This window comes from Curtobacterium ammoniigenes NBRC 101786, assembly GCF_001571045.1.
Lineage (GTDB): Bacteria > Actinomycetota > Actinomycetes > Actinomycetales > Microbacteriaceae > Curtobacterium > Curtobacterium ammoniigenes.
In genome coordinates, this window is the sequence record NZ_BCSV01000004.1 from 207679 (window position 1) to 224847 (window position 17169).

Here is a 17169-nt window from a genome sequence, read left to right on the forward strand (position 1 = left end):
GGTTGAGGTGCTTCAACCCTAGTGGCGCTATCGTTTCTCGACGTGCATGTTCTCAGCGTCAGCTCCCTGAAAGGCGGCGTCGGCAAGACGACGGTCACGCTCGGCTTGACGTCCGCCGCGTTCGCCAAAGGGCTGCGGACGCTGGTGGTCGACCTCGACCCGCAGTCCGATGTCTCCACGGGCCTCGACATCTCCATCGCCGGCCATCTCAACGTGGCTGACGTGCTTGAGAATCCCAAGGAGAAGATCGTCCGTCAGGCGATCGCCCCGTCCGGGTGGACGAAGGGCTCGCAGGGCAAGATCGATGTCATGGTCGGATCGCCGTCGGCGATCAACTTCGACGGCCCGCACCCGTCGATCCGCGACATCTGGAAGCTCGAGGAGGCGCTCGCGAACGTCGAGGCCGACTACGACCTCGTCCTCATCGACTGCGCCCCGTCCCTGAACGCGCTCACTCGCACGGCGTGGGCCGCGTCCGACCGCGTCTCCGTCGTCACCGAGCCAGGGCTCTTCTCCGTCGCAGCCGCCGACCGCGCGCTTCGTGCCATCGAGGAGATCCGTCGCGGACTCTCACCGCGCCTCCAGCCGCTCGGCATCATCGTCAACCGCGCTCGTGTGCAGTCGCTCGAGCATCAGTTCCGGATCAAAGAGCTGCGCGACATGTTCGGGCCGCTCGTGCTCTCGCCGCAGTTGCCCGAGCGCACGTCACTGCAGCAGGCGCAGGGCGCCGCGAAGCCGCTGCACGTGTGGCCCGGCGAGTCCGCGCAAGAGATGGCACGGAACTTCGACCAGCTGCTTGAGCGCATCATGCGCACGGGGAAGATCGGCGACTACGCCGAGGGCGTCGCGCGCGTCTAGTTCGTCGACGCGAGGAGTTCGCCGGCGCGGTTCGGCGTCTTCGCCTTGTGAGGCGCTCGTCAGGACGCGCGCGATGCGCGACGAGCAGCGAGCTCGTCCGCGGGATCCGCCGCGGGTGATGCGTCCAGCTCGACCAGGCTCGTCTCGACCTCGCGCAGCACCTTGCCGACGGCGATGCCGAACACGCCCTGACCCCGCGACACGAGGTCGATGACCTCGTCGTTCGAGGTGCAGAGGTAGACCGATGCGCCATCCGACATCAGTGTCGTCTCGGCGAGGTCGTTCACTCCAGACTCGCGGAGTTGGTTCACTGCGGTCCGGATCTGCTGCAGGGAGATCCCGGTGTCGAGGAGGCGCTTGACGAGCTTCAGGACGAGAATGTCTCGGAATCCGTAGAGCCGCTGCGAACCGGACCCTGCAGCGCCGCGAATCGTGGGCTCGACGAGGCCGGTGCGAGCCCAGTAGTCGAGTTGCCGGTAGCTGATTCCTGCCGCCCGCGCGGCAACCGTTCCTCGATACCCGTTGGACTCGTCGTGCTCAGGCAGGCCGTCGGTGAACAGGAGTTCGAGGTCATAGCGGCCCGGCTCCGCCGGACTACCGGACGTGTCATTCGCGCTCATGAGACTGCCTTCCAGGACGTTCGAGCCCCCATCCGAACGTTCAATGCGCGGTTGAGAGTTGTGCCGGTGTCCACGCTAGCGAGTCGGAGGTCGACCGTGCGGCACATCCGCCGTCGGAGCGTCGGCGTGTCGAGGATAAGCCGCCGAACCGTGGGGCGTCCAGCCCGCGGGCGTCCGTCGGTCACGTGTCGAGGCGCCCGAGGGCCGCGCGGATGAGGCTCGACCTGACGGTTTCGAGATGACCTGCGATCTCCCGTGCTAGCTCCGCCGCGCGGGCGTTCGACGTGCCGTCCCGGCGGCGCCGCACCGGCATGAGCGCCGACTCGATGAGACCGAGTTCACGTTCGGTCGTTGCGCGGAACGCTCGCAGATGCCGCGGCTCGATGCCGGATCGCTGCAGTTCGACGAGGGCTTTCAGCACCGTGACGGTTTCCTCGCCGAAGTGGTCCTGCGCCGGAATGAGCGAGGACGACACAGCGTCGGCGAGGAGCAGCGGCGATGCGCCCGCGACGCGAATGAGGTCCTCGCGAGAGTAGCGCCGCTCGGCCGGCGCGCTCGTCGGGCGAGGTCCGCCGACGCCGCCCGGGAGGACCGGCTCGCGGCCGGAGTCCAGCGCCTCCAGGTACTCCTTGATCACCTTCAGCGGCAGGTAGTGATCGCGCTGCAGTCCGAGGATGATCCGGAGGCGCTCGACATCAGACTGGGAGAACTTGCGGTAGCCACTGCTCGTGCGGATCGGCGTGACCAGTTCCCGCTCCTCCAGGAAGCGAAGCTTCGAGCTGGTGAGGTCGGGAAACTCAGGGCTCAGCCGAGCGATGACCTGACCGATCGTGAGGAGATCGCTTCGGTTCGCAGTGCGCGCTCCCCGCGACGCGACCACGTCGGGAGCACCGCCCCCGACGATCTGACGGGCTGCGGAGGATCGGCCCGCCACTATGCGGTCGCGAGACGCGCCAGGTCGACGCGGGATGCGTAGAACGTCAGGCGGAACTTGCCGACCTGCACTTCCGCTCCGTCTGAGAGGAGGGCTTCGTCGATGCGCACACCGTCGAAGTACGTGCCGTTGAGCGAACCGAGATCCTTCACGCTGAACGTGGTGCCGTGGCGAAGGAACTGCGCGTGCTTGCGGGAGACCGTGACGTCGTCGAGGAAGATGTCGGCGTCCGGGTGTCGTCCGGCGGTCGTGACGTCGGAGTCGAGCAGGAATCGCGCGCCGGCGTTGGGACCGCGGCGCACGACGAGCAGCGCGGACCCCGACGGGAGCGCACCGATTGCGTCCCGCTCTTCGGCGGTGACGCCGGTCTCAGCGGCGAGCGCTTGACCGACGTCCATGCTGAAGGTGAGGGTCGTGTCAACCACGTGCCGACGCGGGTCGTCACCGGTCGGCTGCTGCCCCACTGGATCTGGCATCGGCTCCTCCTCGTTCCTGGTCGTCCAGGGTATCGGAAACCGCCCGGGCAGCGGGAGCCCTTTCGGGGGACCATGCTGCGCCTCCCGGCGGTGCGGAATGCTGTGGAGGACGACTCGAGCGCCCCGCAGCGTGGCGGCCGGCGCGCGCGACGACCCGAACCCGAAATCATACGGGTCGGCGCGCACCGGCCGCTGCGTCCGGCGTCAGCCGTTCGCGCTCGGAGTGGACGTTCCGGACGGCACCGGTTTGCCCTGCTTGATCGCGTTCGCGATCGCTTTGATTTCCGAGTCTTTCAAGGCAACCCACGGCGAGCCATCTGGGTTCGAGCTCGATGCCTGGGGGCTGTCGCCGGTATTCCACCACTTCGCCTGGTACGGGATGCCGTCGAAGAGCACGCGCTGCCCGGTGTTGTAGGTGGCCGTTCCGGACCAGGCCGGGTAGGTGCCTGCCGGAAGCGTGATCGGCTTGATCGGTTTCTCGCCGGGGAGGACCGGCCCGATGAGGTTCCACGGCGTCTGATAGGCGCTCAGGACCGGGTTGTCGGGCAGGTCACCCTGCGTCCACCACTTCGCCTGGTACACGTTGTGGTGCCAGACGACCTTCGTTCCCTGCAGGTAGGCCGCCTGCGAGTTCCAGATCGGGTACGGGCTCGTCGCCGGGTTGTCCGTCGGCTGCACCGTCGCGGACGGGTCGGCCGTGGTGATCTTCGACGCCGCATCGTTGATGCGCCCCGTGAATCCCTTCGACAGCGTGTCGGCGAAGAGCACACCGTTCTGATTCACACCGCTGCAGGCGTCGGACACCTCGGACACGTTCGGATAGTTCGTCCCGCAGGTGGTGTCCCGGTTGAGCGACCACATGGACATGCGACCGACGCCCTGCTTCACCGCCCACGCATTCAGCGTGCTGGCATCCTTCATCGAGAACACCTCGTTCTCGATGTCGTTCTGCCCGATCATCGGGGTCGCGCCGACCTTGCTCCAGAGCGTTGCGGCGGAGAGGGGCGTCTTCGCCATCCGATAGAGGATGCCGAGCTGTCGCTGCGTCTGCTGCAGCGCCTGCTCCGACGCCGCCGCCATCGTCTCGCTCGACCCCTTCGACTGCCCGTAGTCCATGGTCATGGCGTTCACGCCGGCCAGGTCGACCCCGGCCTTCAGGAACTGCGATACCTGCGTCGTCCCGTCCGTCGACAATCCGTCGGTCGAGACCGGCAGCGTCAGCCAGACGGCGAGCGGGTGGCCGGACGCGCGACGCGCCTTCTGCAACGCGGCCACCGCCTCCGCCCGACGCTGTCCGGCAGCGTGATCGGTGAGGTTCGACCCCTCGACGTCGAAGTCGACGGTGGACAGGTCGTATCGGCTCACCACGCTCGCGTACGCGCTCTGGAGGCTCGACACGTCGGTGCACGTCGTCGCCAGTTCGTCGTGCGCCTGGCCCCCGAAGGAGACACCCACGGCACCCTTCTGCTGTTCAAGGCGGGCGATGCGGCGGTCGAGGTCGAGCGTGCTCGACGCGTCGTTCAGTGAGTAGGCGGCGCCCCAGGACGGCGCGCAGGCGCTGTTCGGGTCAGCGACGACGAAGGACAACATGACATCGCGGTCGGAGACGCTCTTCAGTGCTTCGAAGGCGTACTGCGGGGTCGCGGTCACGTCGACATAAGAGGCGAACCAGGGCTTCGTGGCTGCCTCGGCACGCGCCGACTGCCACCAGTTGAAACCGTAGTAGCCGCCGGCAGCGACCAGGACCGGAACGATCACCGCGACCATGACGCGGATCCAGGACAGCCGTGGACGATTCATCGCAGCCATGTCACGCCGCCGATCGTTCTGGCTGGGGCTCGACGGTCGACGGAATGTCGACGTGGCGCGGCAGGGACTTGCCGGCGTGCCCGAAGTAGAGCACCGCCCGCCAGTCCACGGCCGCCTCGGTCGACGGCTCGTCGACGAGGATGCCGGCCTTCGCGAGCTTGCGACGGGAGGCACGATCCTCGCGCTCGCGACGACGCTCCGCCTTCGCTGCGGCCTTCTGTGCCGGGTCGAAGTACATCCAGCGGGTCGCCCACATCCAGACGTCGACGATCGAGTTGCCGATGCCGAGATAGGCGACGATCGCGTAGGACGACACGATCGCGTTGAAGGCCGCGAAGACGGCGTTGCCCCAGTTCGCCGCGTAGTAGTCGCGGACGAACGTGAACACGCTGAAGGCGACGATCGCGTACGGGGCGACGACATACAGTACGGGCGCTGCGGTCCGGTCGCGGACCTTCGGCGTGCGCGCGAACGGGATCTTCTTGCTCGTGAGCGCTTGCTCGAGGCTCTTCAGAACGCCCGCGAGGTTCACCGGCATCAGGATGATGTTGAAGCCGTAGATCCGGAGGATGTCGGTCGCCTTATAGCCGCAGTACTTCAAGTCCGCAGCGAACATGATGAAGTACGGCAGCGCCGCGAGGAGCACGACGGGGCTGAGCAGGCGGGAGTCGTACGGGTACGCGAGCAGGAAGATCAGGCCGAAGCTCCCCCACGCGATACTCGCCATGTAGTTGATCCGCAGCGCGATCTCTGTGAACGGCACTCGCTCACCACGCGCACGACGCTCGCGGATCTGCCGGAGGTACTTCGGAAGGATCAGCAGTCCGCCGTTCGCCCACCGTCGACGCTGCACGATCAGCGAACCGAAGTCCGGTGGCGTGGCCGAATAGCTGAGACGCTCCGGATAGTTGACGAGGTTCCAGCCGTGCATGCCGAGGTCGACGCTCGACTCCGTGTCCTCGATGACCGTGCGGTCCTGGACGTACCGTTTGACCTCGAATCCGCCGACCGTCTCGACCTCTTCGATGTCGCGAAGCGCCCGGGTGCGGATCACAGCGTTCGCGCCCACCCAGAAGGTCGCGCCATGCGCCGACATGCCCTGGTGGAGGATGTGCTGGATGTCCGTGGTCGCACCGGCGAGGCGCTCGATGCGCGTCGGGGCCCCACGGAACGAGGAGTACGGCGTCTGCGTGACCGCGACGCGAGCGTTCTCCGGCTGCTCGAGGAAGTAGACCAGGCGCAGGCAGTAGTCGCGAAGCAGGATCGAGTCCGCGTCGAGCGTCAGGATGTAGTCGGAGGCCGGGATCACGAGATCGGCGACCTTCTGATCCGAGACGGGCCGAAGGATGATGCCCTCGGCGCTGTCCTCGTACACGTATGAACCACCGAGCAGCCCGATGTACGAGTTCAGGTTCATCGCCTTGTTCGCCTCGTGCGAGAGGCTGGCGTAGCGCTTCCGTTCGAACGTCGTCAGCTCGGCCGTGAACGTCCACGCGAGGCGGCGCTGCAGTTCCACGATGCGATGCGACGGGACCGCCGTGAACGGCTCGTCGCCGGCGTCGGCGATTGCCGCCTCCAGTGCGTCGGCGGTGAGCCGAAGCTCGTCAGCCAGCGCGATCAAGACCTGGTCGTGGAAGAAGGTGTCGACGTGGTCGAGCACCTCACGCTCGCGGGCGTGGCGGCGGAGCCACGCGTCTGCCCACCGGTGATGGTCGAGCAGCGTTGCGACCGCCTCGACGGTCGCGAACGGCGAGTGCTCTGCCTCCACCTCGGCACTGAGCAGCGCCTCCTGGAAGCGCTGCGACGGAGCCGCGAGCTGGGCCTGAATGTCGGCCGTGACCGCGCGCGTCCGGCGCAGCCGCTCGGCGACCACCGGGTCGGACGATGTGGGCGGGTCGTCGAGCAGGAGCACGACCCGAAGGGCCGGATACTCCTGCAGCGCTGCCGACCAGAGCGTCGTCGCGATGACATCGGGCTCTTCCGCATACGACGGGACGAGGACGGTCAGCGGCGCTTCGTGGCCGACACCGAAATGACGGTCGAGCTCGGCGCGCGGTACCCGCACGTGCGTCTGGAAGCGCTCGAGCGCTCCCTGCCGTGCGACGAGATGCATGAGCGCCGAAAACGTCAGGAACGTGACGACGACGAGGTACGAGATCGCCTCTGTGGTGAACCGGAAGCTCTCAGTGCCGTAGTTGAGAAACTGCCGGATGACCGTGTAGACGAGGTACGCCACCCAGAACGCGATCGTGGCGATGATCGCCAGGCGTCCGATGACGACCTTCCGGTCAGAGGGGCGGGCATGGAGGGTGTCCAGCGGCTGCGTGCGCCGCTCGGACCCCCACTGACGTTTGCGCGCAGGCGCAGCGTCGAGCGTTTTCGACATGGGTGTCCTTCGGGTGCTGGACCAGCGCACCTTCGGGTAGTGCGCTGTCGGGTAGTCCAGTGCGATTAGCGTATAGAACTGTCGGCATTTGTGCGGACCCCCGAACGGGGGTGATCTTGCGCTGTGCGGTTTACCGCATGATTGCTCGGACGCGCCGACTACCGACTGCGCGCGATAAGCCAAAGCAGATATGGTGCGCCGACTATCCCGGTCACGACTCCGATCGGCAGCTCGACGTTCGGGATTGCGAACTGTCCGATGAGGTCGCTTGCCTGGCCGAGGGCCGCGCCCACCGCAGCCGCCGTGCCGAGTGCCGGTCGGCCGTCGCCGAGCAGCCTGCGCGCGATCGGAGCGGCGATGAGCGCGATGAACGCGACCGGGCCGGCGACTGCCACAGCGGCACCGGTGAGCACCACCGCGATCGCAAGCAGCACGATCTTCGTGCTCTGCACCGGGACGCCGAGCGCAGCCGCCATGGGGTCCCCGAGCGCCAAGTTCGCAAGCGCTCGACGATGCAGCATCGCGGCAGCAAGCCCGACGACGAGCAGCATCGCAAGGACGCCGATTGCCCGGGGGTCGACCGCGCTCACGGATCCCGTGAGCCATTGCAGCGCGACCGCCGCCTGCTCGACCGAGCCACGCGTCAGCACCCACCCGGTGACGCTTGCTCCAAGTGCCGCGACGCCGATGCCCACAAGGATGAGACGCGTGGATTCGATGCTGCCGCGCCACGCGAGGACGCCGACGAGCGCGGCGGTCGCCAGCGCTCCGAACAGGACCGCGGCGACGAGCAGGAGGCCCGTGGCGCCTCCGAACGCAAGTGCGGCGAGCCCTGCTGCGCTCGCACCGGTCGTGATCCCCATCACGTCCGGGCTCGCGATCGGGTTTCGCACAACGCTCTGCACGATGCCCCCGGCGACCGCGAGACTTGCCCCCACGAGCGCAGCCGCAGCGACGCGAGGGCCGCGCAGCACGGTGACGACAAGCGTTGCCACGCGATCGCCGTGGCCGAATGCACCCTGCACGAGCTGTCCGGGCGTCAACGGAACCGCCCCGACGGAGAGCGCGACACCGGCGAGCAGCACGCACGCGGCAAGCGCTGCAAGGAGCACGAGCAGATTGCGGCGCTGTCGGCGACTTGACGGGCCGAGGGGTGCCTGCGAAGCAGGGTGCGACCGGGTCCTCACAGGGTCCCGGCCGATCGACTCCTGACGATGAGGATGAACACCGGCGCTCCAATGGCGGCTGTGAGCACACCGACCGGTACTTCGCCGGGCCACGCCAGGACCCTGCCGAGGACGTCGGCAACGAGGACGAGCACCGGCGACCCGAGCGCGGTGATCGCGATCACAGGCCCTGTCCGGGCTCCGACGGCGCGCCGCGCCAGGTGTGGCACTGCCAGGCCGACGAACGCGACGGGTCCGATGGCGGCGGTCGCAGTCCCTGCGAGGAGCACAGCCACAGCGCCTCCCATGAGACGGGCGAGCCCGACGCGCTGCCCGAGCGCGGCAGCAGTCGACGAGCCGAGCGCGAGGACGTCGAGTGGTCGAGCGAGCGCAGCGGTGGCGGCGATCCCGAACGCAATCGGCAGGACGGTGGCCGTGACGACTGGCCAGCCACGACCACTGAGGCCGCCGACCTGCCAGAAGCGCAGCGCGTCGAGCGCCGCTGCATGGCTGAGCAGCACGGCGGTCGTGGCGGAACCGAGCGCGCCGGCAATGACAGCACCGGAAAGCGCGATGGCCACCGGCGTCGGCTTCCCACGGCGCCCCGATGCGATCACGAACACTGCGGCTCCCGCGGCAGCCGCCCCCGCAACCGCGAGCGGAATCTGCGCGAGTGGCGACGTCACGCCACCGATGGTGATGCCCAAGACGACGGCGAGCGCCGCGCCACCGTTCACGCCGAGCACCCCCGGATCCGCGAGCGCATTGCGGGTAATGCTCTGCATCACCACTCCGGCGACGCCGAGCGCCGCGCCACCGATGAGGCCGAGCACGGTGCGCGGAATCCGCGTCCCCACGACGATGAGCGCAGTCTCCGAGTCATCGGGGTGCAGGAGGACCCGGACGACCTCGGCGGGTGCGATGCTCCGACCGCCGACCGCAAGGCTCGCCACGCAGGCGGCGGCGAGCATGAGCGCGATCATCACGACGGTTCCGGCGACCATCGCGCGGTCTCGGGGACGGGGTGGCAATTCGCGGTGGGCGCGGTGGATAGTCGGGCCTCCTGATCGAGCGGATTAGGACAGCCTTACCTTACCTATTCGCGCACGCTTCCGCGCCCGTGCCCGGCGCCCCGCGCCGTCGTGGACCGATCAACTCACAATTCCCCAACCCGACCCGGAGCGCACGTTCGGACCGCTCATAGGTTTTTCATCGGAACGAGTTCTTCACTAGATGCATCGACGCCCCAACCGGGCAATCGAAGCAACCACCGGAGATAGCAGATGACTGACTACTACGACCACGACGACTCCCGCAACGAACACGCTTCCCACGCCTACGCGGAAGCACCCCACGCGGATCCGTCGACGCTCCGGTCCGCGTATGCCTTCGATGGTTCCGGCCCATACCTCTACGCGCCCGACGGATCCGGCCCCTACACCTACACGCACGACGGTCGCGGCCCCTACCTCATGGGCAGCCCGGCCGCGCAGGGCTACGGCACCCGCAGCCCGTTCGGTCCGGCCGCAGACGCGGGTCGCTCGCACCGGCGTCGTGTTGGACTGGCGATCGGGTCGGGCATCGCCGCGCTCGCGGTGCTCGGAGCGGCCGGTGGAACGGCGTTTGGGTTGGTCACTCGGCCGTCCGACCAGACCACGTCGTCCGGGTCCGGCGGATCGTCGTCGCACAGCGCGCCCTCCGTCCCCGGCTACGGCGGCCTCGGCGGCAGTGGGGGCATCAGCGGCAACGGCGGGTCCAGTGGCAGCGGCAGCCTTCCCGGCAGCGGCACGCTCCCCGGCAGCGGAACCGGCGCCGGCAGCGGCTCCCAGAGCGCCCAGACCGCGGCGACCGCGGCGCAGAAGGCGGGGCTTGTGACCATCGTGTCCCAGCTCAACTACAGCGCGCAGAGCGAAGCGGCCGGCACCGGCATGATCTTGACGTCCGATGGCGAGATCCTCACGAACAACCACGTCATCGAGGGCGCCACCGCGATCCAGGTGACCGTCCAGTCCACCGGGAAGACCTACACAGCGAACGTCGTCGGCGAGGACAAGACCGCTGACGTCGCGGTGCTGAAGCTCCAGAACGCGTCAGGTCTGACCCCCGTCAAGCTGGGCACAAGCGATTCGGTCAGTGCCGGTCAGAGCGTCACCGACGTCGGTAACGCAGAAGGTCAGGGTCAGCTCGTCGCTGCCACCGGCAGCGTCGTCGCGACTGGCCAGAGCATCACCGTCCAGAGCGACTCCGGGAGCGGCACCGAGTCGCTGAAGAACCTCATCGAAGTCTCGGCCGACGTCGTCTCCGGTGATTCCGGCGGTCCGATCCTGAACAGCTCCGGCGATGTCATCGGCATGGCAACAGCAGCGTCGTCGGGCACGGCTGACGTCACCGGCTACGCGATCCCGATCACGACGGCTTCCTCCGTCGCGAACCAGATCATCGCCGGCAAGGCATCGTCGACCGTCATGATCGGCCTGCCAGCCTTCCTCGGCGTCGAGGTGCAGGGCACGTCGACCGCGAGCGGTGGAGTGCAGATCGCTGGCGTCGTCACGGGCTCCCCCGCGGCCGGGGCCGGACTCGCCGCCGGCGACGTCATCACGGCCATCGACGGGACGAGTGTCACGAGCGCCGACCAGCTGACCTCGCTGATCCAGGCGCACTCGATCGGCTCGACGCTGTCCGTCACGTACAGCTCGGCCTCGGGCAGCTCCTCGACCGTGTCGGTGACGCTGGTCGCAGGACCCGCTGCCTGACTTCACTCGATCGGCGCCGTCACCCCGCCTCGGCGGCGGTGACGGCGCCGACCAGCGTCCGGAAGACGTTCGCGGGTGCCTCCACACGGAACGCGACCTGGCCGCCGGTGGCGCGACCGACGCGCGCGAACCCGACCCCATGGGCGCGGACGATCCGCGCGCCGGTCTCATCGCCGGGTCGGTGGAGCGAGGAAACCGTCCACGGAGCAGCCCAGAACCGGGCGAGTGCCTCGTCGCGCTGGAGCGCCTCAGGAAGTCGCTCCGACGCAGCGATCTTGGGAGCAGCGGCACCGGCAAGAGCACCGGCGCCAGCACGGGCACCGGCACCGGCACGGGCGTCGAACACGGCCGCCGGGAGCCGCGGCGTGCGAAACGCCCACGTCCACGTCGGGCGCACGCCGAGCCTCCCGGCCAGCGTGCGCAACAGGTCCGGCGTGCTCATGGCGCCGATGCGGTAGCCCACGGTGTCATCCCCGATGACGACGGTGAAGCCAGCCTCTGCGCCGGCACTTCGCGGCGGACGGGCGAACGCTCGGAGGCGCGTCACGGCGCCGTCATCGCTCCGCTGCTCGAGGACGAGCGGCGCGCGATCCGCCGTGAACGGTTCGATGAGCTCCGACGTCGACGTCGGGACCGCCCCGAAGCGCGAGACCAGACCCGCGTCGACGAGCGTGCGTCCACCCGCTGACCGGAGCGCACTCGGAGTCCACCGCTTGCCCGCGAGGGCCTGCAACGCCTCGAACGCCACCGCGTCGAGTTCGATGCTCGGCTGCACCGGAGCGGTCGGGAGGCTCGGGAGCGGTTCGCGACGATGGTCGCCGCCACGCGTGTGGACGAGCGCGCGCACCGTCTCAAGGAACGCGAATACGACGCCATCGGCATCCCCGAGCCCGACGAGCGAGCGGTCGACGACGCATTCCGTTCGATTGCGGCCGTCCGCGATCAGCAGATGCGATGTGAACACCGACTCTCGGGTGCTCCCCCCGAGGCGGACATACTCGACGAGGCGCGCTGGCGCACCGGCCGCCGTCCAGACGTCGCACCCCACAACGATCACCCCGTCGCCGGCGCCCGGGAGGCGGGCGAGGAGGGCGAGGCACTCGTCGGCGATGCTGTTGTCGCTCGGCCGCGAGCGAATCCGGACCTGCGTCGCCTCGTTGCCGATGCGCAGCTCCGCCTGGGGCGACGTGGCGGCATGCTGCGACCCGAGCGGCGCGACCTCGGCGCCGAGGCGACGCCAATGCTCCGGTCGGTCGAATCGGACGGTGGCCGTGCGTTCCTCAGACACGGGTCCGAGTTCGGCGAGACTGGCAGCGACCATTCCTCCACGGTACGGGCGCGCGTTCGAATCACCGGTCGCGGCACGCGCGATGCCCGGGATGCGCTCAGCGTCGCATCACGGGAATGCTTCCGGATTCGGTGCCGACCGCGGAGCGAGGCCACGCTCGCGTGCGCCGGGCGGCGGGGGCACCGGCCTCGCCGCGATGACAGCCTCGAGCGCAATCACGACGAGGCCGCGCCGGGTGTCGACGGTGACGTGCCCGGGATCTCGCGCTGCCAGCGTGCCGAGGGCATCGACCGCGCCGTCGGCATCATGCGCGCGGACAACCACACGGGTACCGATCGGCACCGACCCGAGTACGACGAGCCCCCGAGACCGGAGGGCTGCGGCGGCCGAGTCCATTCCGCGATGCTACGCGCCGGGACGCCTACCATGACGGCATGCCGAACACCGCCGCCGATCGAGTCCGGGTGGACGTCTGGATCTGGGCGGTGCGACTGACGAAGACCAGATCGGCCGCGACGGCGGCGTGTCGAGCCGGGCACGTGCGCGTCAACGGCGAGCGCGCCAAGCCGGCGCAAACGGTTGCGCCTGGCGATGAGGTGCGGGTGCGTCAGAACGGGTTCGACCGGATTGTCGTGGTTCGCGCCATCGTGCTGAAACGGTTGGGGGCTGCCGTCGCCGCCACGTGCCTCGAGGACCACACGCCCCCGCCGCCGTCACCGACGGAGACCGCGTTCCTCGCCGTGCGCGACCGGGGCGCGGGACGGCCGAGCAAACGCGACCGACGCGAGATCGAGCGCCTGCGGGGATACTGATCCGCGATCCGCGATCCCCGGTCCGCGATCCCCGATCCGTGCTGCACCGGGGTCTGCGCCGCGATGGGGCCGGGGCCGGTTACCTCGCCGTGCGCTGCGGCGCGGACCCCTCAGATGAATCGGACGGTCTGCTGCAATCGGTCGCGAATTGCGAACACGTCGACGGTCCCGGGCTCCGCCGCGGGGGTGTTGAGCACTGCGCGAAGCGCGCTGCGCCGGACCACGAACGCGGTCGGCTTGCGCGCATGACCGACGACCTGGATGTCGTCGTCCACCGCGCTGTCCGGAACGACGAGCAAGCGGCCGGTGAAGCGGATGCGCGTGACGCGCTGCACGGCGCGTGACGCGCGCACGAGCGCGTGCACCGGACGCTCCCCCGGCGCGAGCGTCGGGCCGACGATCTCGCCATGCTCAACGCGGACCCGCCCACCCCAGTCGATCGATTCGATCGCCCAGAGTCCGTTCGGCGAGAGCACGATGTGATCGAGCTTGCCGTCGGGTCCGGCGTCGACGTCGTGCCATACGGTCACTGCAATGCCGAGATCGGCAACGAGGCCCGCCGTCGACTCTTCGGCGAGCGCCTCCGCGATGAGTCGGCGAACGCCCGGCGGGGCTGACCGGATCAGCGCTGGATCGTACGGATCGTCGATGGGGTCGCCGAGACCGACCCACTCGCGAAGGGCGGCGAGGAAGATCTCGCGGGAACGGCCTCCCGGATGCCCGTACGACCGGGCCCGAGGGCGCGAGTCGCGGCGTGGAGACGGCGGCGCGAACCCGACGAAGGCCCCGTCTGCCCGGCCGCCCGCGGGGACGCGCGACGATGCGCGACTCGTCGCGCCGGCGTCGTACGCACGACGAGCAGCGGGCGTGCCGATCTGCTCCCACGCGTCCTGCAGCTGCCGGAACGCATGGGGATCGCCGCCGAGGTCCGGGTGGCGCTCGCGTGCCGCTCGGCGATACGCGCGACGAAGCGACTCATCGTCGGCCGTTGGCAGGACGCCGAGCACTTCGTAGGGGGTGGCGTCGGCCGGGGAATCGCTCATGACCGGGAGAGGATATCGAGTCGCCCTCTCCCGCAGCTATCGGTCAGGCGAGCGCTTCCCGAATGCTTGCTGCGTGTTCTTCGATGTAGGCGACGTCGGCGCGGTACAGATCGGCGTCGCCGTGTTCGATATCGCTGATGAACTTGGGGTTGCCCGCTGCTGCCTCGGTTTCCATCCAGGTCACCAGTGCGACAAGGCCGCCGACCATCGCCTCGACGATCGTGGCGCGGCCGGCCGGATCGAGATCGTACGCGCGGCAGAACTCAACGGCGCGCGAGAGCTGCGCGGGGAATGTCGTCACTGATCGAGGGCGGTCGGGCGCGGTCGTGAACGGAGCGAACCGATAGACGGCGGAGGCGACATCCCACACCCGGGGGCCCGGGTGCGCCGTGTCGAAGTCGATGATGCCGACGGCAGATCGGCCGTTGAACACGACGTTGTAGGGGGCGAAGTCGCCGTGGCAGATCGTCTCAACCGGGAGCCGAGGCGCCTGCGACCAGGTGTCGAGCTCTGCGTCGTGGATGAACGCGGATGCAGCGTCGTGGTAGTTCCGCAGCAGCCGCGCGCAGGTGACGAGCGCGGCTTCCGACGCGACATCCTCGGTCCACGGGTAGTTGCCGGCGATCCCGGGGATGAACGAGACGGTCTCCAGCGCATGCCCGACCTCGATGGGCTCGGGCGCCTCGACGAAACCGTGCTCGTGGAGATGCGCGAGGAGCCGATGCACCGTCGGCGTCCATGGCCCGGCAGGCCGGTGAATCCGGTCATCCGCCCGAGTGATGCGTTCCATGGGAGCCCTCCAGCCCCGGCGTCATCATCGACACCGTCTCGTCAGCGTAGCCGCACCGGATCGTTATCGTTACGTGATCTTTTCACGTACCCGTATCGTTGCGGGGGTGACGACGATCCTCCTGTCCGGTTTCGAACCGTTTGCGGGCGCTGCGCGGAATCCCTCCTGGGACGCTGTGCAGTCGGTGGCAGCCGCCTGGGAGGGTGCGGCGGACCTGCAGACGCTCCTCTTGCCGGTCGCGTTCGAACGCGCCGGCCACCTGCTGCGCGACGCGATCGCGTCCTTCGTCCCCGACATCGTGATCGCCACCGGGCTGGCGGAAGGGCGTGCTGCGCTGACGCCCGAACGCGTCGCGGTGAACCTCGACGATGCGCGCATCCCCGACGCGGACGGCGCTCAGCCGGTCGACCGTCCTTCGGTGCCAGGAGGGCCGGCCGCGTTCTTCTCGACCCTTCCGGTCAAGCGCATGGTCGCCGCTGCGCAGGCCGCGGGCGCGCCTGCGGCGCTGTCCTCGACGGCGGGCGGATACGTCTGCAACCACGTGTTCACCGTGCTGCAGTCGATCACCGCGGGCAGTCCCGTTCGATCCGGATTCGTGCACGTGCCGGCGACGCCCGAGACCAGCCCGGCGAACAATGACGGCACACCGGTCGTCGCACTGCACCTCATCGCCGCCGGGCTCCGCGCGATGGTGGATGCAGCGCTCGACCCAGCGCCCGACACCGCGGTGCCGGCAGGCGCGATTGCATGACCGCTCCGATGACACGGGCGGCTCCCGCGTGCGACGCTTGACCCATGGGTGACGAGCGGCACGACGAGCAGACGCCGCTTGAGCACCCTCCCGTGCCGCCGGGCCGGCCCAGTGGCCCTCCTCCTGGGCCGCGAGATCCGGGCGACGCGTGGGCATACGGACCCGACGGCAGGAAAGCCTGGGGCCTGTTCGGGGCGGCGGGTCTCCTCGTCGACGACGGTGCCGGTCGTGTGCTCCTCCAGCACCGCGTCGAGTGGAGCCACTACGGCGGCACCTGGGGCATTCCGGGCGGCGCCCGCCACCAGCATGAGGACGCCGTGCGCGGTGCACTCCGCGAGTCGGCCGAGGAGGCGGGTGTACCCGCCGCAGCGCTCCACGTACGAGCCACTTCGGTGCTGGACCTCGACTTCTGGACGTATACGACGGTGCTCGCGACAGCGACTCGCCCGTTCGAACCCGTACTCGGTGATCGCGAGAGTCTCGCCCTCGAGTGGGTGCCAGTCGGAGCGGTCGACGCGTTGCCCTTGCACCCCGGATTCGGCTCGAGCTGGCCGGCGCTTCGGCAGGCGCTCGACGTGCGCCCGACGATCATCGTGGACGCCGCGAATGTCGTCGGCAGCGAACCGGATGGCTGGTGGCGCGACCGAGCCGGTGCAGCAGCAAGGCTCCTCGCCGGGGTGCAGGCGATCGCGCACGAGGGAACGCCGGCGAGCATGCTCGGCCTGCCCTTCGCGCACTGGTGGCCGCGGTGGAACGTCGTGCTCGAAGGAGCAGCTCGTGCAGCGGACGACCCCTCCGGGCGCGGCGCGGAACATGCAATGAGCGCATCCTCCGCCGCCGTCGAGGTCACGATCGCGCCGGGGTCCGGAGACGATGCGATCGTCGAGACCACGCGGCGCGCCATCGAGATCGGCGCGGCGCCGGCGTATGTGGTGACCGCCGATCGGCAACTCCGGGACCGCGTCTCGGCGCTTGGTGCCGAGACGATCGGTCCCCGCTGGCTTCGGGAACGCCTGCCCTAATCGACGTGTGCGGCAGCGGCCTCCAGGGCGGGAAGGTCGATCTTCACCATCTCGAGCATCGCTGCGAAGACGCGAGCACGGACGCCGTCGTCCGGGGTTGCGAGCAGCTCGCCAAGCCGACGCGGCGTGATCTGCCACGCCACTCCCCATCGATCCGTGAGCCAGCCGCAGGCGAGGGGACGCCCGCCGTCCGCCATCAAGGCGTTCCAGGCGTGATCGAGTTCCGCCTGATCGTCGACGTCCACCTGGAAGGAGATGGCGTCCGAGTGCGGGTGCCCCGGACCGCCGTCCATGGCCCGATACGGCTGTCCGAAGAGCGTGAATTCGACAACCGCGGTCCGACCGTCGGGAAGCCGTTGCACGGAATCGATCTGCGAATTCGGGAACACCGAGGTGTACAGCGTCGCCGCTGCCTCGGCCTGGCCGTCGTACCAGAGGAACGGGACGATGTGTTGCATGGT

General features: G+C 69.1%; 17 protein-coding genes. 5 read left to right on the forward strand and 12 right to left on the reverse strand.

The features are described 5' to 3' along the window. Window positions 1–42 precede the first annotated feature (42 nt). Entirely contained in the window at window positions 43–858 is an 816-nt protein-coding gene (locus tag CAM01S_RS10010) for a ParA family protein (RefSeq protein ID WP_066521203.1), read from the forward strand. A gap of 59 nt (window positions 859–917) precedes the next feature. On the opposite strand, the gene CAM01S_RS10015 is transcribed toward CAM01S_RS10010, so the two are convergent. The 7 genes from CAM01S_RS10015 to CAM01S_RS10045 form a co-directional block, all read right to left on the reverse strand. Beyond that, on the reverse strand, window positions 918–1478 hold the full coding sequence (locus CAM01S_RS10015) for a MerR family transcriptional regulator (RefSeq protein ID WP_066520566.1): 561 nt from the start codon (window positions 1476–1478) through the stop codon (window positions 918–920). Window positions 1479–1659: 181 nt separating this feature from the next. Beyond that, a complete protein-coding gene (ftsR, locus tag CAM01S_RS10020) occupies window positions 1660–2358 on the reverse strand; it encodes a transcriptional regulator FtsR (protein ID WP_066521212.1) in 699 nt (232 codons plus the stop codon). A gap of 53 nt (window positions 2359–2411) precedes the next feature. After that, window positions 2412–2888 carry an FHA domain-containing protein gene (locus CAM01S_RS10025; RefSeq protein WP_066521215.1) on the reverse strand — a complete coding sequence of 159 codons (477 nt, stop codon included), beginning with the start codon at window positions 2886–2888 and terminating at the stop codon, window positions 2412–2414. A gap of 204 nt (window positions 2889–3092) precedes the next feature. Beyond that, the gene (locus tag CAM01S_RS10030) at window positions 3093–4697 is read right to left on the reverse strand and encodes a chitinase (RefSeq protein ID WP_066520568.1); all 1605 of its coding nucleotides are present in this window, start codon (window positions 4695–4697) and stop codon (window positions 3093–3095) included. Between the two features lies 1 nt (window position 4698). After that, window positions 4699–7083: a glycosyltransferase family 2 protein gene (locus CAM01S_RS10035; protein ID WP_083527930.1), complete on the reverse strand. Its 2385-nt coding sequence runs from the start codon at window positions 7081–7083 to the stop codon at window positions 4699–4701. 158 nt (window positions 7084–7241) lie between these two features. Continuing rightward, entirely contained in the window at window positions 7242–8195 is a 954-nt protein-coding gene (locus CAM01S_RS10040; RefSeq protein WP_245631604.1) for a FecCD family ABC transporter permease, read from the reverse strand. A 71-nt stretch (window positions 8196–8266) separates the two neighbouring features. Then, window positions 8267–9253, reverse strand: a complete 987-nt coding sequence (locus CAM01S_RS10045; RefSeq protein ID WP_066520569.1) for a FecCD family ABC transporter permease — start codon at window positions 9251–9253, stop codon at window positions 8267–8269. A 279-nt stretch (window positions 9254–9532) separates the two neighbouring features. Here CAM01S_RS10045 and CAM01S_RS10050 point away from each other — a divergent pair, with 279 nt between their 5' ends. After that, a complete protein-coding gene (locus CAM01S_RS10050) occupies window positions 9533–11002 on the forward strand; it encodes a S1C family serine protease (protein WP_245631605.1) in 1470 nt (489 codons plus the stop codon). Window positions 11003–11021: 19 nt separating this feature from the next. Here the strand turns inward: CAM01S_RS10050 and CAM01S_RS10055 are convergent, their stop codons facing one another. Then, complete coding sequence (locus tag CAM01S_RS10055; protein ID WP_066520572.1) at window positions 11022–12323, reverse strand: hypothetical protein; 1302 nt, start codon at window positions 12321–12323, stop codon at window positions 11022–11024. Window positions 12324–12398: 75 nt separating this feature from the next. Continuing rightward, on the reverse strand, window positions 12399–12686 hold the full coding sequence (locus CAM01S_RS10060) for a hypothetical protein (protein ID WP_066520574.1): 288 nt from the start codon (window positions 12684–12686) through the stop codon (window positions 12399–12401). A 38-nt stretch (window positions 12687–12724) separates the two neighbouring features. Here CAM01S_RS10060 and CAM01S_RS10065 point away from each other — a divergent pair, with 38 nt between their 5' ends. Beyond that, complete coding sequence (locus CAM01S_RS10065) at window positions 12725–13102, forward strand: RNA-binding S4 domain-containing protein (protein WP_066520576.1); 378 nt, start codon at window positions 12725–12727, stop codon at window positions 13100–13102. A 110-nt stretch (window positions 13103–13212) separates the two neighbouring features. Here the strand turns inward: CAM01S_RS10065 and CAM01S_RS10070 are convergent, their stop codons facing one another. Next, entirely contained in the window at window positions 13213–14145 is a 933-nt protein-coding gene (locus CAM01S_RS10070; protein ID WP_066520579.1) for a DnaJ domain-containing protein, read from the reverse strand. A gap of 43 nt (window positions 14146–14188) precedes the next feature. Beyond that, window positions 14189–14935 (reverse strand): phosphotransferase enzyme family protein, encoded by a 747-nt coding sequence (locus CAM01S_RS10075; RefSeq protein ID WP_066520585.1) that lies wholly within the window; start codon window positions 14933–14935, stop codon window positions 14189–14191. 106 nt (window positions 14936–15041) lie between these two features. Between CAM01S_RS10075 and pcp the strand changes: the two genes are divergently transcribed. After that, on the forward strand, window positions 15042–15686 hold the full coding sequence (pcp, locus tag CAM01S_RS10080; protein ID WP_066520590.1) for a pyroglutamyl-peptidase I: 645 nt from the start codon (window positions 15042–15044) through the stop codon (window positions 15684–15686). A gap of 44 nt (window positions 15687–15730) precedes the next feature. Beyond that, complete coding sequence (locus tag CAM01S_RS10085) at window positions 15731–16708, forward strand: NUDIX domain-containing protein (RefSeq protein WP_066520592.1); 978 nt, start codon at window positions 15731–15733, stop codon at window positions 16706–16708. Here CAM01S_RS10085 and CAM01S_RS10090 read toward each other — a convergent pair. Next, a complete protein-coding gene (locus CAM01S_RS10090; protein ID WP_066520597.1) occupies window positions 16705–17166 on the reverse strand; it encodes a VOC family protein in 462 nt (153 codons plus the stop codon). The two genes, CAM01S_RS10085 and CAM01S_RS10090, sit on opposite strands and share 4 nt — an antisense overlap. Window positions 17167–17169 lie beyond the last annotated feature (3 nt).